The 16,327-nt window shown below is 40.1% G+C and carries 13 protein-coding genes; 6 read left to right on the top strand and 7 right to left on the bottom strand.

Annotated features, from left to right (window positions below; translation table 11 throughout):
• Positions 1-50 precede the first annotated feature (50 nt).
• The 3 genes from nirD to OCU78_RS19855 all read left to right on the top strand — a co-directional run bounded on the left by nirD (position 51) and on the right by OCU78_RS19855 (position 4,330).
• Positions 51-386, top strand: a complete 336-nt coding sequence (nirD, locus tag OCU78_RS19845; protein ID WP_137373841.1) for a nitrite reductase small subunit NirD — start codon at positions 51-53, stop codon at positions 384-386.
• A 217-nt stretch (positions 387-603) separates the two neighbouring features.
• Positions 604-2,073, top strand: coding sequence for a NarK family nitrate/nitrite MFS transporter (locus tag OCU78_RS19850; RefSeq protein ID WP_137373840.1), 1,470 nt, complete (start codon positions 604-606; stop codon positions 2,071-2,073).
• Positions 2,074-2,302: 229 nt separating this feature from the next.
• Positions 2,303-4,330 (top strand): bifunctional protein-serine/threonine kinase/phosphatase, encoded by a 2,028-nt coding sequence (locus OCU78_RS19855; protein ID WP_137373839.1) that lies wholly within the window; start codon positions 2,303-2,305, stop codon positions 4,328-4,330.
• Positions 4,331-4,428: 98 nt separating this feature from the next.
• On the opposite strand, the gene OCU78_RS19860 is transcribed toward OCU78_RS19855, so the two are convergent.
• On the bottom strand, positions 4,429-6,114 hold the full coding sequence (locus tag OCU78_RS19860; RefSeq protein ID WP_137373838.1) for a methyl-accepting chemotaxis protein: 1,686 nt from the start codon (positions 6,112-6,114) through the stop codon (positions 4,429-4,431).
• Positions 6,115-6,443: 329 nt separating this feature from the next.
• On the opposite strand from OCU78_RS19860, the gene OCU78_RS19865 reads away from it, so the two are divergent.
• Entirely contained in the window at positions 6,444-7,079 is a 636-nt protein-coding gene (locus tag OCU78_RS19865; protein WP_137373837.1) for a helix-turn-helix transcriptional regulator, read from the top strand.
• Positions 7,080-7,098: 19 nt separating this feature from the next.
• Here the strand turns inward: OCU78_RS19865 and OCU78_RS19870 are convergent, their stop codons facing one another.
• The 4 genes from OCU78_RS19870 to OCU78_RS19885 form a co-directional block, all read right to left on the bottom strand.
• Complete coding sequence (locus OCU78_RS19870; protein WP_137373836.1) at positions 7,099-9,903, bottom strand: TonB-dependent receptor; 2,805 nt, start codon at positions 9,901-9,903, stop codon at positions 7,099-7,101.
• A gap of 16 nt (positions 9,904-9,919) precedes the next feature.
• Positions 9,920-10,747 (bottom strand): fimbrial biogenesis chaperone, encoded by an 828-nt coding sequence (locus tag OCU78_RS19875; protein ID WP_137373835.1) that lies wholly within the window; start codon positions 10,745-10,747, stop codon positions 9,920-9,922.
• Between the two features lie 67 nt (positions 10,748-10,814).
• A complete protein-coding gene (locus OCU78_RS19880; protein ID WP_137373834.1) occupies positions 10,815-11,348 on the bottom strand; it encodes a hypothetical protein in 534 nt (177 codons plus the stop codon).
• A 68-nt stretch (positions 11,349-11,416) separates the two neighbouring features.
• The gene (locus OCU78_RS19885) at positions 11,417-11,878 is read right to left on the bottom strand and encodes a hypothetical protein (protein ID WP_137373833.1); all 462 of its coding nucleotides are present in this window, start codon (positions 11,876-11,878) and stop codon (positions 11,417-11,419) included.
• Positions 11,879-12,103: 225 nt separating this feature from the next.
• Here OCU78_RS19885 and OCU78_RS19890 point away from each other — a divergent pair, with 225 nt between their 5' ends.
• The gene (locus OCU78_RS19890; protein ID WP_167494042.1) at positions 12,104-13,621 is read left to right on the top strand and encodes a cytochrome-c peroxidase; all 1,518 of its coding nucleotides are present in this window, start codon (positions 12,104-12,106) and stop codon (positions 13,619-13,621) included.
• A 156-nt stretch (positions 13,622-13,777) separates the two neighbouring features.
• A complete protein-coding gene (locus OCU78_RS19895; RefSeq protein WP_137373831.1) occupies positions 13,778-14,293 on the top strand; it encodes a DUF4402 domain-containing protein in 516 nt (171 codons plus the stop codon).
• 115 nt (positions 14,294-14,408) lie between these two features.
• Here OCU78_RS19895 and OCU78_RS19900 read toward each other — a convergent pair whose 3' ends face one another.
• Complete coding sequence (locus tag OCU78_RS19900; RefSeq protein WP_167494041.1) at positions 14,409-15,131, bottom strand: GGDEF domain-containing protein; 723 nt, start codon at positions 15,129-15,131, stop codon at positions 14,409-14,411.
• Positions 15,132-15,162: 31 nt separating this feature from the next.
• Positions 15,163-15,915 carry a helix-turn-helix transcriptional regulator gene (locus tag OCU78_RS19905; protein ID WP_137373829.1) on the bottom strand — a complete coding sequence of 251 codons (753 nt, stop codon included), beginning with the start codon at positions 15,913-15,915 and terminating at the stop codon, positions 15,163-15,165.
• Between the last annotated feature and the right edge of the window lie 412 nt (positions 15,916-16,327).

The following is a 16,327-nucleotide window of genomic DNA, read 5'->3' on the forward strand; positions in this document are numbered from 1 at the left end:
CAATGATGCATCTAAAAACAATTTTAAACTCATGAGACAAGGAGAACGCCATGGGAAATTGGCTAACAGTCTGTAGCGCAGATGATTTAACTCCCAATGCCGGAATTTGCGCCAAAGTAGAAGATAACCAAGTTGCTATATTTTATTGTAAACGCAACGACAAACTCTACGCTTTATCTAATTACGACCCGATTGGTAAAGCCAATGTCATGTCGCGTGGTATCATCGGCTCGCTCAGCGGTGAACCTTATGTTGCATCGCCTTTATATAAGCAACACTTTCATTTAGAAACAGGGGAATGCTTAGAAGAACCAAGCCACCAACTGCATAAATTTGAAATTCGAAGACAAGGAAAGCAAGTACAAGTGTTATCACCTGCGGCTTAACGCGCCCAGTCAGACTAAATTTGGTAAACACAATTTTAGTTTGATAAACACGATTTTAAATACTGGATTCAAATTTATTCGCGTTCTTCTTAAACGCAAAATTCGCTTACTAACGATTGTTTAAATGAAAGTGCTTTTATTAGAAATTATAGGTTAATGGTAAACGTAACCCGACCGATAAAAGCCACTTTCACTCCATATATAAAGGATTTATTACATGGATAATACAAAGTTTTCGCTGCTGTCATTTACTGGGAAGATGAAGGTTTTACACCTCAGTTGGATGGCTTTTTTTATCACGTTTGTTGTTTGGTTTAACTTTGCCCCACTTTTGCAAATGGTTAAAACCACTTTAGGCTTAAGTACTGAACAAATAAAAACGCTACTCATTTTAAACGTTGCGCTAACCATTCCTGCGCGTGTCGTGGTGGGTATGCTCACCGATAAATATGGACCAAGACTGGTGTACTCCACCCTGCTCGCGGTCTGTTCCATACCATGTTTCATGTTTGCATTTGCAGATTCCTTCATTCAAGCCGCTATTGCCCGTTTCCTACTTGGTTTCATTGGCGCAGGTTTTGTTGTTGGTATCCGTTTGGTTTCTGAATGGTTCCCACATAATGAACTGGGTACTGCTGAAGGCATTTACGGCGGTTGGGGTAACTTTGGTTCAGCAGCAGCAGCCTTTACACTACCGACTCTTGCACTGATGTTTGGTGGTGAAGAAGGCTGGCGCTATGCCGTTGGTCTTACCGGCTTAATGAGTTTAGTTTTCGCGGTTATCTTCTATAAAAATGTCACTGACACCCCTAAAGGCGCGACTTACTTTAAACCGAGTCAAGTGACCGCAATGGAAGTGACATCTAAAGGTGACTTCTTCTTCCTACTGATAATGAAGATCCCAATGTATGCCGCTTTAGCGCTATTGGCTTGGAAACTCTCACCTTCTGGCATCAACATGATCACTGACGTCATGGTCAATGCCGTGTATGCCACACTTATTGCCCTTTATGCTTATGAAGTCTCACAAGTATGGAAGGTAAACAAGAAGGTATTTAAAGAAGAAGTGCCTGAAATGCACCAGTACAAGTTCAAGCAAGTTGCCGTGTTAAATGTATTGTACTTTGCAACATTTGGTTCTGAACTTGCGGTTATTTCAATGCTGCCATTGTTCTTCTCGGAAACGTTTGAATTAACCCCAGTGATGGCTGGTATGGTGGCTTCTGCCTATGCATTTATGAACTTAATGTCTAGACCTGGCGGCGGTTGGATTTCAGATAGATTCGGTCGTAAACCAACACTATTAATCCTTACTGCCGGTCTAGCCGTAGGTTACTTCCTAATGGGACAAGTAGGCAGTGATTGGCCTTTATGGTTAGCAGTAGCTACTGCTATGGGTTGTTCTTTCTTTGTTCAAGCGGGTGAAGGTGCGGTATTTGCGACAGTACCTCTGATTAAACGTCGTATGACAGGTCAGATTGCTGGTATGACGGGGGCTTACGGAAACGTAGGTGCTGTGGTTTACCTTACCGTTCTTTCATTTGTTTCATACCAAACGTTCTTCTTAGTTATTGCTGGTACGGCTGTGATTGGCTTTGCAACCCTAATCTTTATGGAAGAACCAAATGGCAAAATAGCAGAAGTGAACGATGATGGTAGCGTGACATTAATTGATGTTTCTCACTAATGAACGTGCGCGTCAATCAATAACTAAATCGGGGGCAACTATTCTAAGAAACGTTAATGCATCGAAGTGTTATTAGTGAATCATTATGAATGGCTGCCGTTCAAAAGCTCTGCTGTTACTTAGATTTACAGGTATTCGATCACCTACCTACTCTAAATATCAGTCTGAGCTTTTGTTCTTGCTTCTACTCTTCAACCAAGGGAAGGAGCAATCAAGGGAAAGAGAAGACATGGATCAAGCTTTTAAAAATCCAGAACAAGATCTAAACACCAGCCAAACCAGCAATCAATTAGAGCTGCGTTACGGTGGGTGTTCTTTACAAGGTAGAAGGGATGAAAACCAAGACGCTCTCATTGTTAAGCACCCCAAACTAACTGCTGAACGTGAACTAAAAGGCAGCATCGCCTGTATTGCTGACGGAGTCAGTTGCAGTTCTCAAGGTCAACAGGCAAGCCACACAAGCGTGATGCAGTTTGTCACGGATTACTACGCCACTCCCAATAGTTGGACAGTCAAAAAATCCGCTCAAAAGGTGCTTACCGCACTCAACTCTTGGCTTTTCAACTCAAGTGACAAACAAAGCTTATCGCATAACAGCTTAGTGACGACATTTAGCGCCGTAATCTTCAAATCCAATACGGCTCATATCTTCCATGTAGGTGATAGCCGAATTTATCGATATAGAGCTCCTCAAGAGCAATCCTCGACCAACCAATCGTTTATAAATCAATCTTCTACAAAAAATAATACCAATACGGAGAATAGTGACCAAAAGCGAAGTCATACGCTGACTTTACTCACAAGAGATCACCAGCGAAAAAGCTTTGGTGATAATCACTTTCTCACTCGTGCTCTTGGTATGGATAATAAACTCGATATTGATTATCAAGCCATACCGTTACAGCAAGGTGATATCTTTCTACTCACTACAGATGGCGTTCACGATTATTTACTAGAGGCTGAGATTCTTACCGAATTGAATAAGATGAAGAACTCATCTTTAAATGGTAATCAAGAAGCTAGCGCCTCTGCTAAATACCAACAAAACCTAGATTCATCAACGACTCAAGTAACTACACAATCATTAGCCACACAGCCATTAACCACACTGAGTGCAGACCACTTTGAAAGCACAGCTCAATCTCTTTGCCACAAAGCTCTAGCGCAGAATAGTAAAGACAACATTACCAGCTTATTGGTAGAAGTTTCCCATTTACCTAAGCCTTCACACCTTGAATTTCAGGAAAATTTACGAACCCGAGTTATCCCACCAGCTTTAAAAATCGGTAATACCATTGATGGGTTTAAAGTAACAAAAATCATCCATGCTGGTGCGCGCAGCCATGTCTATCAAGTCACTGAGATTGAGACTCAAAAAGAATACATCTTCAAAACCCCCTCTCTTCATTACAGTGAAGATCAAGATACGATCACCAGTTTTTGTAACGAGCAATGGGCGGGCACTCAACTAGATAACAGCAAAATAATGAAAGTGTATCCATGCCCAGCCCACTCTAAATTTTTGTATCAGCTATGTGAGCCGATTCAGGGCATCACACTAAGACAATGGATGTTTGATAACCAATCTGTGCCGCGCACAGCAGCCAAGCTTGATGAGATAAGAAGAATAATTCGTGATGTAATCAGTGCGGTGCGTGTTTTACAGCGAGCGGATATGGTTCACCGTGATTTAAAGCCTGAGAACATCATGTTATTACCAAATGGAGAGATAAAACTGATCGACTTAGGTGCCGTTTTAGTCAAAAGCCTTCAAGAATTAGAACTTAAAGATGCAGTGAGTGGAAACCATTCAAAAAAAATCCCTTTGGGAGCGGCGAACTACATAGCACCAGAATACCTAAACTCTGGCGAAGCCAGTATTCAATCCGATTTGTTTTCAGTCAGCGTGATTTGCTACGAAATGCTGACAGCAGAATTGCCATACAAAGAAATGGACACTCAGTCGCTTGCAAAGGCTCGCCATCAAGAATGGCACTATATCCCCTTTATAAACAAACATTCTCATCTTCCAACTTGGTTAGACTTAACCTTAGAAAAGGCTTGTCACCCTAGCCCTAACTCTCGGTATCAAATATTGAGTGAGTTTGTTGAAGATATCTATTCACCCAACTCTGCACTGGTTGAAAAACAAAAAAACAGCCCGTTCATTAACCGCCAGCCACTGCAGTTTTGGAAGTTACTCGCCTTGTTACTCGGCTTTGTCGCCATCGCAGAGTTTTTGTTGTTATTGCAATAAACTGAATAGCTAGAGTCTTTATTTATAACGAGACATCTCCAATTAAAAAGCCTCTGATCACTTTCATGATCAGAGGCTTGTTTATCACATCGAGTATCTTATAGCTTAAATTGGTCTACCAAGTTCTGTAGATTAGACCCAGCTGTCGATAATTCATCGACCACATTACTGGAATCATGGCTTGCTTCGAGTAAAGAAGAAACAATGTCACGAATAGCGACAAGATTGCGGTTTATTTCTTCGGTTACAGAGCTTTGTTCAGTCGCAGCAGTGGCAATGTGATCTGTCATACTATTGATTGATTCAACCGCTGAACCTACGGCATCTAACCCAGCAGTAATATCCGAAGAAGAACTGACTACCTTTCCACAAGTGGTTTGGCTGTCACTCATCGATTGAACAGCTTGCTCAACAAGTTGATGCAACTCATCTAACATGGTTTTTATTTCATGCGTACTGCCTTGTGTTCGGCTTGCCAAGCTGCGAACTTCATCGGCAACCACTGCAAAGCCACGCCCTTGCTCACCAGCTCGCGCTGCTTCAATAGCTGCATTTAACGCTAGTAAGTTCGTTTGTTCAGCAATATCGCCGATCACTTTCAGAACACCATCAATTTTCTTCGATTGCTCATGCAAAGAGCCCATGTGTGAGCTTGTTTTTTCAATGTTATCTTCTAAAGACGTAATAGAACCGATAGAAATGGTTACGCGCTCTTGAGCTTGTTGAGCATCTTTATTAGCGTCATTCGTAGCGGTAGAAACTTGATTGGCACTTTGAGCCACTTCATGCGCTGTCGAGCTCATTTCCGTTACTGCAGTCACTACTTGCTCAGTTTCGTGGTTGTGTGTTTGTAACTGAACTTTTAGGTTTTCAGTTTGCTGGTTAATAGTATTCGCCGCCTGAGTCACATGCCCCGTTGACTCAGTCACCTGTGACATAATGCCATGCAACTTACTAATGAACTTATCGAATGCTTGACCAAGTTGGGCAATTTCATCTTCACCTTGAGCGTTAATTCGGTGCGTTAAGTCACCCTCTCCACTGGCAATGTCTTCAAAGGTAGACAGCATTTTACGAATAGGTGCCGTAACCTTATTCGCCACATATGTCATCACTGCAGCCACAATCAACAGAATCGCAATTGAGCTTAGTAGTACAAACTGCATTTGCGTGCGCATCCGCTCATTCGCCGCATAGCGATATTCTTCTGTCGCACGAATAATGTCATCCGTATATAGACCTGTTCCTAAAAACCATGAGCTACCCGATATTGGTGCTGAATACGCAATTTTAGGTTGTGGAGTACTTGCTCCTGGTTTGTCATATACGTATTCAATAAAGCCGCCACCTTGTTTAGCTTTTGATCTCAAACCTTGGGTAATTTTCACGCCATTTGGATCTACGAGCCCCAGTCCAGATGTGCCTTCGGCTTTTGGCTTCAAACTATGGACAATATAGGTACCTTCTCCATCAAACATGAAGAAATAACCACTGCCACCAGCAGAAAAACGCGCTTTTTTTAGTGCATGTCTAGCCGCAATTCTAGCTTCATCACCAGTACCTAATCGGCTGACAATCTCTTCAATCACAGCTTGAGCGACAGTAGCAGCATCTTTAATGTTGTTTTGTCTTTCCTTTGTCAACGTCTCTTGGTAGTGACTGACTTCTGCTTCAACTGATTTCAATTGAAGGTTAAGGACTATAGACATAGCAACAGTTATCACGAGAACCATGGGCACAAGCGATGCGAGTAAAAATTTCAATTTCATTGATAAACGATTCATACATCCTCAATTATTATAATAAGTATGACTAACATTATCCACACAGCAGAATGCCGCACTGTAAATGAACATGGTCATTTATAGGCTTAATTATTAGTCCATTCTAAATATCAATATCAAATGAAACTTGATGTACCTTACATAAATGGAATTAGTATCCATTTTTACATCTTAAAAATACGAGGACTTAGAAAACCTACCGTTACAGCTTTTAATTTTTATGCGCCAACACCTGATACACACCCCATTTGGGTGACAAGTATTCAGAAAGGCTCAAATAACGGTAACTTATCAAATATATGGCAATAAATAGAAGAAGGTAACGGAAAATGGATTCTCTTGTTACGGTATCATTCAACCTTGTGTGCAAAAATGAGGCTCAATTCAGAACCCTCACGAATACGCTCTCACTCACATTCAAACAACCTCTATTCACATATAACGACCAAAGGAAGCAATGCCATCAGCGTGGTATTCATATTGTCGATACTAGCCAGCAACATTTTTTTCTAAATCATAATAAAAATGGATATCACAACTATAACAACCGTCTCCTTATAGATAATAAAGACATGAGTTTGGATCTAGCCTTTAAAAAAATTGCTGACGGCTGGCGCGGTGTTATCTCTATCGATGATGATTATCAGATAATCAATAAAGCGGTAAATACCGTTCTAGATGGGGGCTTATGGTACCCAAGAAAAGTCTTAGATGGGTTCATTCTTCATACTCTTGAAGGACACCCAAATGGTGATTTAGTACGATACTTTTCGGCTAAATGCAGCTTAACCAGCAAAGAAAGAGTAGTGATGAAACACTTACTATCTGGTTTTACAAACAAACAAATTGCTTCAAAAATGTTCATTAGCCTAAATACTGTTAAAACGCATATAAAAAACATTATGGATAAAACCAACTGCCACTCTCGTTATGCGTTAATTAGCATGCTTACTGAAGAAGATTAGAGTTTATGGATATTAGATCTTATATAGTAATTAGCTCAATACGCACAGGACCAACAAAATCACCACTATTGGTCAGCAAAACCGGGACTGGCAAAACCGGTTTTAACTTCAACTTCGAAAGCTGCTCTGGTGAGACGCGTAATAAATATGTCCCTAAAGGTATTTTGTCCATCAAAAAGAAACCGTCATACTCCGACACACTCTCTTTAATCACGATACCTTGCTGATTAATTAGTTGCATGACAACCCCCCCCACTTGTGTGTATTCGCCATCTTTCAATAAATAGGTATCACCATCCACTTCCCCCGTCGCAATAATAGGGTAATCGAATGTTTCGAAAACCCCTGAACGCCCAAGAACGCTTGCACCCGCAATGTTGGGGACTAAGTATGGATCAGAAAGGCTCGTTTCATCTATCACAATATCTCTTGAGCGAATATTACTTAACCCAGAAATTAACGTATGACCATTTTGTAATGTTTGACCAGAAGTCAATTGCAGCCCCTTGATCTCCTGCTCTTCTTGATCGAAGACTCCATTACCATTGGTGTCACTAAACGCTCTTAGCTCCAGCGCGCCACTGCTCGCTAAGCTATCCGCTCTCATATACAGTTTGCTCGAAGCCGTTGAATAACCTAATCCGAATGACATCGCGAGACCAACCTCGTACTCCCCTTCACTGTCAGCGCTAAGATTCAGACTCATATCAATATTCTCGAACACTTTACTCACCGTTAACTCATAATCCGTCAAATTCGAATCCATATCATAATCAAGACCGAAACCTAAGTAATAGCCCCACTCAGTGCGTCTACTTGCACTGAGAGATGCACTAGTTAGTTGATGCTTAGGAATCAGCTCATAATCAAGACCAGATCTCAGAGACCAATCCGTAATACGCTTACTAAATGCTAAGCCACCATCCAAATTTTTTTCACGCGAATAATAAAGAGAATAATCAAGCTCATTGGTTATTTGTACGAAAGAAGTAGATAAAGAAATTCGCTGGCTAAAACTGTATTGATCGGTTCGCCCGCCAACACCAACTTTCTCTTCTACTTCCTCCCTTGTGGTCGCAAGACTTAAGCCTAAAAACCCAAATCTATCGTCTAATCGTATTTCAGATTCACGCACAACGGCATTATCACCTTGTTCATGTGAAGGTGAATCAAAACCTCTTAACTCTAGATGTTTGAAATTTATATTAGTCGAGAGAACTTGGGTTTGTAACTGCCAGTTAAATGCTGGGTTGCTACCATCGTCGACAAGAATATTAAAATCATTAAACATTCCCCAAAAGGCCCAATTAGCACCGATACTAAACAGTTGCTGCCGACGGCTGTTATCAAACACAGAAGCAGTATTCATGTTAAGCGTGACGTCTCGCGTAGCTCCATAACTCAGCTTCGCTCCAAGCTGGTATTCACCTTCACCATCACTCGCGACATAATCCGTCGTGGTTAAATCTATAACTGGAACATCTAACTGGTTAACACCAAACTCATAGCCCCACTTTCCCGGGCTCAGCTGAGCATCACCAATGTAGACTGACTCATATCGTTCTTCTATTTGACCTTCTGGTCCATAAAACACCAATTTAATGGCATTGGTTCCGAACACCAGTTCAACATCTTCAAATTCATATAAACCATCATTTCTATCACGCGACGACTGCATAGCAATCAACTGATTATTTACATACAGTTCAACCTCCCAACCATTGATCAACATACCTCGTAAAGTTGTGCGATCAAATTCACTCGCTCGACCCAATTCTCGGTTTGAAAGGTAAACTCCTCGACCTGACGAGCTACTTGTTAAGTGATCGATATTTGGGGTAAATACATCACCAATTTGAAATTCCGTGGTGCCTAGAATTCCAGTATCTACGGGGTCGATACGCCCTAAAGACCATCGACTGCTGGTGATGCTAGGTTCTGAAAGAGAACCTGCGAGATAAAGCTCACTGGTCAACTTAGCTAAGTCGCCTGTCGTAAGTACACTGTAGTCTGATTGCCACTCACGATTGGAATCAATACTCGAGCTCAGGCTGACATCAACTAAAGGGAATGATAACCATTGGTAGTCAAAGTCAATGAGTGGGTAAGCTTGTTGCTCGTAACCTGAACGGTTTAAATCTTTTGCGCGTTTATCCCGTGCGATTTGTTGTTCAATGGGTAAAGCCTCTGTCGAACTAATATGCAGGGTTAGCTCCGACACCTCTAATTCGAAGATAATGGGAAACCACTGCTGCAATAATCGAGAGCTTATATATAAATCATCAAACTCATGTCTATAATCGGTAGCTTCAATGGTGTAGTTAGTAGATCCAACGAATGCAGTATGATCCTTTAAATCAAGTTTAAACCGCTGGCTCTCTTTCATAAACCAGCCCGTTGCTACACCTTCGAAAGGATCAACTTCAATCGGAAAACGAAGGCGCTCCGAGATTTCCCCTAACGGAACATACAGCAAGTCATTGGCTGAGAAGGCAAGAAAACTATCATGGAGTATTACTCTGCCTAATTTTAGTTCCAGTATTAACGGTTCATCATCCATCAGCTCGTTTTGACTTCCTTTAACATCAACCGCGAAAAATATAATGAAAAGAATCAATACTAATTGGCGAACCGAAATAGTATTGATTATATTGAGTTTATTATCTGTATTAATCTTACCCGCTATATTAAGCTTATTCGAAACATTAAGCTTGTGCGAAACGTTAAGCTTGTTCGCTGAATTTAATGCATTCAGTGAATGACGACAGAGGCTAAGGCACCTTCTTAAGGTCGACCAGATCCGTGGAATTTGTGCTGCAACCATGATGCACCAACCGTTTCTAATGATTATATGCAGACGACCACATCAAGTTCTCTTCAAAAAATAGCTCATCACTTTTATGCCGCTTAAACACGACCTTTAAAGGTGTTTTACCATCCCAATCATTCAATTTTAGCGTTATACTGCGCTCAGTCATTGGGTAATAAAAAGCCATATTTCGAAGTTTTGCTATTGGTTCTTCACTCGCCTCAGCCAAAATATCAACATCGCTGTAAACACTTGTGTCTCCAAACCTATCCAGCTGCATTTTAAGAGCATACCCTTGCTTTTCCTGACGGATCGTATATTGATTTAGGGCAACAACAGTATCAGCTGAAGAAGAAAGCCGAACAAATACTGGGATAGACATGGATGTCGTGATTTTGAGACCAATACCCACTTCATTATTCTTTACTAAATCTGAATTCAAAGCCGTATTTATGTCATTACTTTTCTTGTCTGGAACTTCAGTCAACACTAAATGGCTTCTAAATTCGCCAATATCTGATTGGCGTACTCTTCTTGCAAGAATTTTAACCGTTTGACTTCCGTTAGCTGCGATCTTTATTTGCCGAGGTGAAAGCCTTAACATCTTTGCCGCGGAATTTTTGGTTATATCGCCTTCATCAACGAGCTCTAAATTTCCATCTTCCGTCATAGACATATCAACGAAATTTAATCGATAAGTCACCGCCTCATCAGATGAATTAAATAAATAGAGATGATGTAACCTTTGGCTGGGCTCAAACTCTATTCTATAATCACTTAAACTCACTGATGCATTAACGGAAAATATAAAAAAATTAAAAACAGTAATAAGTGACAGTATTCTTATAATATATGACATACTTCATCCTTGACGGTATTTTATATAAAAAATAAGAGGCTTTAAAAGCCTCTTATTAATACCGCAATTATAAATAAGTTGCGGCTAGCTCATATGTACAATCTATTTTCCCGACGAATCCGGCGTCAATGCCCATCACGACACCCACTTCAAACTCTCCAGAGGCCCCGTCAAACTCAGGTCTCCAATCTAGGAACCCATATCGAACATACTTCTCGCCATCGATCATTTCACGTACAACAACCGCCAAGTCTCCATGAGTACCTTGGTTACATGACGCAATGGCTCCTTTCGTAATTCTGGCAGCAAAGCCCTCTGTACCAGAATATGTAAATTTGCCCGCTTTAGATCCGACTGTAGTTAAAACCGTTGGAAAAAGGTTGTCGTCAGCCCCCTCTCTAACCTTCCCATCAGGAGTGAGTAAGACGTAGCGTTCGAGCTCAGAGCTAGGAATTTTCCCAAAATCTGCTAATTGGCTTTGCTCCAATTTGATTGGATTCATGACATTAGCACCAACGTCACAATCCGCATCTTCAGTTTCGGCAGCACTAACACACCAGGGAATACTAGCCACTAATGCTGCTATACATAATTTGTTCATAAAGTATCTCCTTATACGCGATGAGAAAAGTCAAATCGACCTCCCTCATCACCATAAATCTACAATCATTACTGATAGTTAGCGGCTAAATTAACCATACATACTGCTGCTGCATTAGGACCGCTTGGAGCGGTATATGTGTACTTCACGGGTTGAATGAATGTATCGTTAGTTGTGACTACGACAAATGTAGGGTTTTTTGTATCAAGCTTCACGGTACCATTTACGCCCATGTCCTTTGGGTCGTGGCACTTACTGTTATCTTCTTGTACAGATGCCACTAAATCCAATGTATAGCCATCTGTTGCGTTAATAAGAAAGTCAAGTTGAGCAACCGATACCGAATTGGTTTTCACACGCCCTAACGCACCGTTATTACCATTTTCAGGCGGACTTACTACTAATGGGTTAATGACTTCTGCATTAATTTCACCTTGTGCAGTATCACTCATCCAGTCTGTTGTAGTTGCAAACACAGTAGATGAGCCAAGAGAAACAGCGATTAGAATGGATAATGTTCTGACGTTCATAATTATTTCCTTATTAAATTAAACTTCATCATTTATTACTATTTGAAAGTTAATTCATTTATTAACTTGGTATTTATTATGAACATTCCATTCGTTTATTCCTCACCCATTCCGGGTGATTATTTATACCCACAATCAATATAAAATATTAAACATAGAATTCAATCCACAAAAAATAATACCAAAGAGTTAGTTTTAAAATTCAAAAACATGAAGGGAAGTATCATGAGCAATAAGAAAATAGTATTTAAGACTTCATACCTAACTATGTTCACTGTATTGATTTTTGCAACATCTTTTATATTTGGTTGCCTCCATGAAAGCCCGAGTGACATAACATTAAAAGAACTGATCGCAGAGCAGCACTTAGATTCAGACCCACTTAATGACGTTGTACATAAAGATATTCGCAACCCGGTCGTGCAGCTCGGTAAAAAATTGTTCTACACCATGTCGCTAGGAGGTGAAGAAGACAGCGCGTGTGTCAGTTGCCATCACCCAATGCTCGGTGGCGGAGACCAACTCCCATTATCCATCGGCATACATGCCACTGAACCTCATTTATTAGGCGTAGGAAGAACCACAAAGCAAAACACTCCCCCTTTAGTACCTAGACAAGCCTTAACTACTTTTAACATCGCATTATGGAAACAGGCATTATTTTGGGATGGGAGAGTTGAAGTACACGGTGTGGATACCACCACAGGTTCACCAATTATAAATACACCTGATGGTTCTCCAGATCAGAGTGCTAATGTCGATATTCTGCATGCTCAAGCTGCTTTTCCTGTGACTTCTCAAGAAGAAATGAGAGGTAACTTCAAAGCTGGTGAACCCAATGATGCACTTCGGCTCCACCTAGCAAAAAGGCTGGCAGATACCCCGGAAGGTGGGGATCTACCACTCAGTTTTAGCCACTGGGAGCAAGAATTCAGAAGCGCCTTTGATATGCCTTTAGAGCCAATTGAAGAAGTGATTACTTTTAGACATATTCAAACTGCTTTAAGTGATTTTCAGCGCACCATGATTTTTTTAGAACACCCTTGGCGTCAGTATTTAAATGGGGATCTAAACGCAATGACAAAGCAACAAAAACAGGGAGCAATTTTGTTTTATACCAACAAACAGGATGGTGGAGCTGGTTGCAGTGCTTGCCATAATGGAGCTTTGTTATCTGATGAACAGTTCTACCCATTAGGGTTTCCTCAAATTGGGCGCGGCAAAGGAGATGGTCTACCCGACGCCCTGGGGAATACTGACGACTATGGTCGCTATCGTGTAACGGGAGTTACTACCGACATGTACAAGTTTAGAACTCCTAGCCTACTGAATATTGCACATACTGCCCCATATGGTCATTCGGGCAACTTTGCAACGTTGGAAGAAGTAATTCGATATTCAGCAAAACCTGATCAAGAATTCATCCTTTTCTTCAATGAAACACGCTGGTGTCAATTTGAACAGTTTTCATCTCTTTCGGGTTGTATTGATCTTTTCCCTAGTGCCCAAACATTTACGCAACACTCAATAGACGCTAGGAAAGTGTTTGAAGAACAGCATCAAATTTCAGTCGAGCTTTCCAATGAGGAAATTTCAAAAATAAAGTCTTTTCTAGAAGCCTTAACTGATCCTTGTCTCTTAACTAGAGAATGCATGCAACCTTGGATTTATGAAGCACCGATTACAGAAGATCCCGATGAAAATATGCTTCGAGCAGTCGATAGAAATGGCAAGTTGCTTTAATCAATTCATAACTGTTAATCAGCTTATATCTATTTATTTATCTATTTATCTATTTATCTATTTATCTACTCATGACGATTAAGCAATTCAACTATTCATCAACTCAACTTTAAGCAATTTACTATTAACCAAATATATAACTAAGGAGTGATACTGATGAGTGACTCACACAATAAGCCGATACTTGTATTCTGTATGGCTACTTGCTTAGTAAGCAGTTCCTATGCATCAAGCTCTGAGTTCAATACAAAGAACCTTAGAAAAATACAAGTTAGACAAGTCGAACCTTTTAATTTAGGTATTTTAGCTATGGATTCACGCTACCCGGGTACCCTAGCAGTATCACCAGAAGGGAAGATAAAAAGCTCACGTATACATTTGGTCAACAGAGTAGATTCTCAATTACTTTCCGTTTGTGGGGAGCCCAACCAAGCGTTCTCTATCAGCCTACCTGAGCAGGTTTACATAAAGCAAAATGGAAGCACGATTGCTATGGTCTCCAGCTTTACCAATGACCTCAGTTCAAATTCGTCCATCCATTGGCAGTCCGTGATTCCTAGGAGCGGTTGTCGTACAATTAGCATTGGTGCTGGCATACAATGGTTCAATAATTTTTCTACTGGGCACATCACTGCAGATTACTCAATCGAAGCTCAATACATCATGGATTAATTAAGACAAATGAGAGCTAACCCGTTAACTGTGATATGAATTCAAGAATAAAAGAGATACAAAACAACAATAGGGACCATATTTTTATATGTTCTCAGTTAAGATCGTTGGATCACTAGCATTCATAATGTATATGTCCTCGCCCTGCTCTTTTCGCGATATAAAGGAAGTTATCCGCTTTAAGTATCGCATTGTGTACTAATTCGTTAGGTTCTAGCCGAATAAACCCACCAGATACGGTGACGGGATGGAAACAAACCTCACATAAATATCGGTCTTGCTCAATACTATTTTGTAAACGGTTAACAAGCTCAATCAATTCGACATTGCGATGTGCCTTTATAATCAGAATAAATTCATCGCCCCCAACCCGATAACATTCATCAAATGTTCGGACATTTCCCTTTAAAATTTGTCCCACACGAATCAAAACTAAATCACCCGTATTATGCCCAAGTGAGTCATTAATTTGTTTGAAATAATCTATATCAAGAACAATTACACCAATACTGTTAAAGCCTTGAGCTCTAACATCTTTCTTTATTCTGTAATCTGCGCCTTGTAAAAATATACGATTTTTTAATTCGGTGAGAGAGTCATTCTCTAGTTGATGTTTTGACGACCGGTAATATCGCGAAAATTTAATTAACAGATAATAAACAAAAGACCAAAAAAATAGAGTGATGAAAAAGAAAATAGAGGCATGGTAGTCATGGACGAGCACATTATCGATAATAATTTCATTATGCTGCTCATCTACGCTGAAGTACACAATATGCACAATCAAAATTAGCATAACAAGATGTTTGTATTTGATAAGACGCCTTACATACTTCATACGCATCCCCTAATTAGTTTTTAATAACCTGCTATATCGATTCAAATGGCGCAGAGCCAAGCCATTTATAATGTCCATAGCAAGCAATAAGCTGGTTCTGACTATTACACTGTGATTTATTCAATATACTTTTGATTTGGCTGCGCACTGTCTCTTTAGACACTTGCCTAATATTTGCGACCTCAGTACTGCTCCACCCCTGTAATATGAGTTTCAATACATCACCTTCAGAAGGCGTTAAGTCTGGTTGCATCATGCGACCACTACTAGACACTAAGTTATCCCATATATGCAGCAACTTGTGGTGCGCTGACCATGAGTTCGCCCAAGCGGTTGCGATATCACAAATTGTACGTAATTTATCCATCTCTGCAGAGTTTAAATCTCGTAGGCTATGCATGATGAAAGTGAATTGGAACCCATAAGTCACACAGTCTCGCACCATGTAAGCTTTAAGGTTGTTACTAATATTAGTAAGCTGGTTATGGTCGAAAACTTGTTGCTCTACAAATTTATCTTCGTATTGGCATATCTCTTTACACTTTTGCATTAAGCTATTGCTGAGGTATTTTTGAAGATGTTTATTGATACAGGCACTAAGATTTATTCGACCAGAGATAGATTCAATCACTTTCAATTCAGGGTGATTTGAATCTGAAAATATTACCAAAACAATGTTTTCTATACCTATCGCACCCAAGTCTTTCCGTATTTGATCTTCAAATTGTTTGAAAGGTATACCTAATGTTTGTGTTACCTCTACAGGGTACGTACTCATTGTCATTTCATGCCTGCTTTTATGGAACTTACTGCGTAATAGCAAGCCTTCATATAAAAATATTAACCTTTATTTATGTATGGTTACATCACCCATATAGGGTACGAAATGGTTCTTTTACACCAAAAATAAAGCGTATATTCATCCAGGGGCGTTCAGCCGACAATGGCTATTTACTTATAGTTAAAATAAGTAAACCAATGGGGGGGGTTAATATGGGGAGTGGCTATAATATTCAGACATTATCTTGAGAAAACACTAATAATTAATAAAAATCGGATTAATATTTTAATTGTTAACGTCATCATGTTAGGAGAAATATCTGACTATTCCACTAATTAGCGTTCATCCACCGGGTGTCCGGCTAGTCATATAATTAGAAATTAAAATACATCTGAGATAATCATTATTAAAACCT

The organism is Vibrio gallaecicus (assembly GCF_024347495.1).
Classification (GTDB): domain Bacteria; phylum Pseudomonadota; class Gammaproteobacteria; order Enterobacterales; family Vibrionaceae; genus Vibrio; species Vibrio gallaecicus.

Bases quoted from the DNA above. Each gene is read 5' to 3' on its own strand.
- nirD (WP_137373841.1), top strand. From the start codon at position 51: ATGGGAAATTGGCTAACAGTCTGTAGCGCAGATGATTTAACTCCCAAT.
- OCU78_RS19850 (WP_137373840.1), top strand. From the start codon at position 604: ATGGATAATACAAAGTTTTCGCTGCTGTCATTTACTGGGAAGATGAAG.
- OCU78_RS19855 (WP_137373839.1), top strand. From the start codon at position 2,303: ATGGATCAAGCTTTTAAAAATCCAGAACAAGATCTAAACACCAGCCAA.
- OCU78_RS19860 (WP_137373838.1), bottom strand. From the start codon at position 6,114: ATGAATCGTTTATCAATGAAATTGAAATTTTTACTCGCATCGCTTGTG.
- OCU78_RS19865 (WP_137373837.1), top strand. From the start codon at position 6,444: ATGGATTCTCTTGTTACGGTATCATTCAACCTTGTGTGCAAAAATGAG.
- OCU78_RS19870 (WP_137373836.1), bottom strand. From the start codon at position 9,903: ATGGTTGCAGCACAAATTCCACGGATCTGGTCGACCTTAAGAAGGTGC.
- OCU78_RS19875 (WP_137373835.1), bottom strand. From the start codon at position 10,747: ATGTCATATATTATAAGAATACTGTCACTTATTACTGTTTTTAATTTT.
- OCU78_RS19880 (WP_137373834.1), bottom strand. From the start codon at position 11,348: ATGAACAAATTATGTATAGCAGCATTAGTGGCTAGTATTCCCTGGTGT.
- OCU78_RS19885 (WP_137373833.1), bottom strand. From the start codon at position 11,878: ATGAACGTCAGAACATTATCCATTCTAATCGCTGTTTCTCTTGGCTCA.
- OCU78_RS19890 (WP_167494042.1), top strand. From the start codon at position 12,104: ATGAGCAATAAGAAAATAGTATTTAAGACTTCATACCTAACTATGTTC.
- OCU78_RS19895 (WP_137373831.1), top strand. From the start codon at position 13,778: ATGAGTGACTCACACAATAAGCCGATACTTGTATTCTGTATGGCTACT.
- OCU78_RS19900 (WP_167494041.1), bottom strand. From the start codon at position 15,131: ATGAAGTATGTAAGGCGTCTTATCAAATACAAACATCTTGTTATGCTA.
- OCU78_RS19905 (WP_137373829.1), bottom strand. From the start codon at position 15,915: ATGACAATGAGTACGTACCCTGTAGAGGTAACACAAACATTAGGTATA.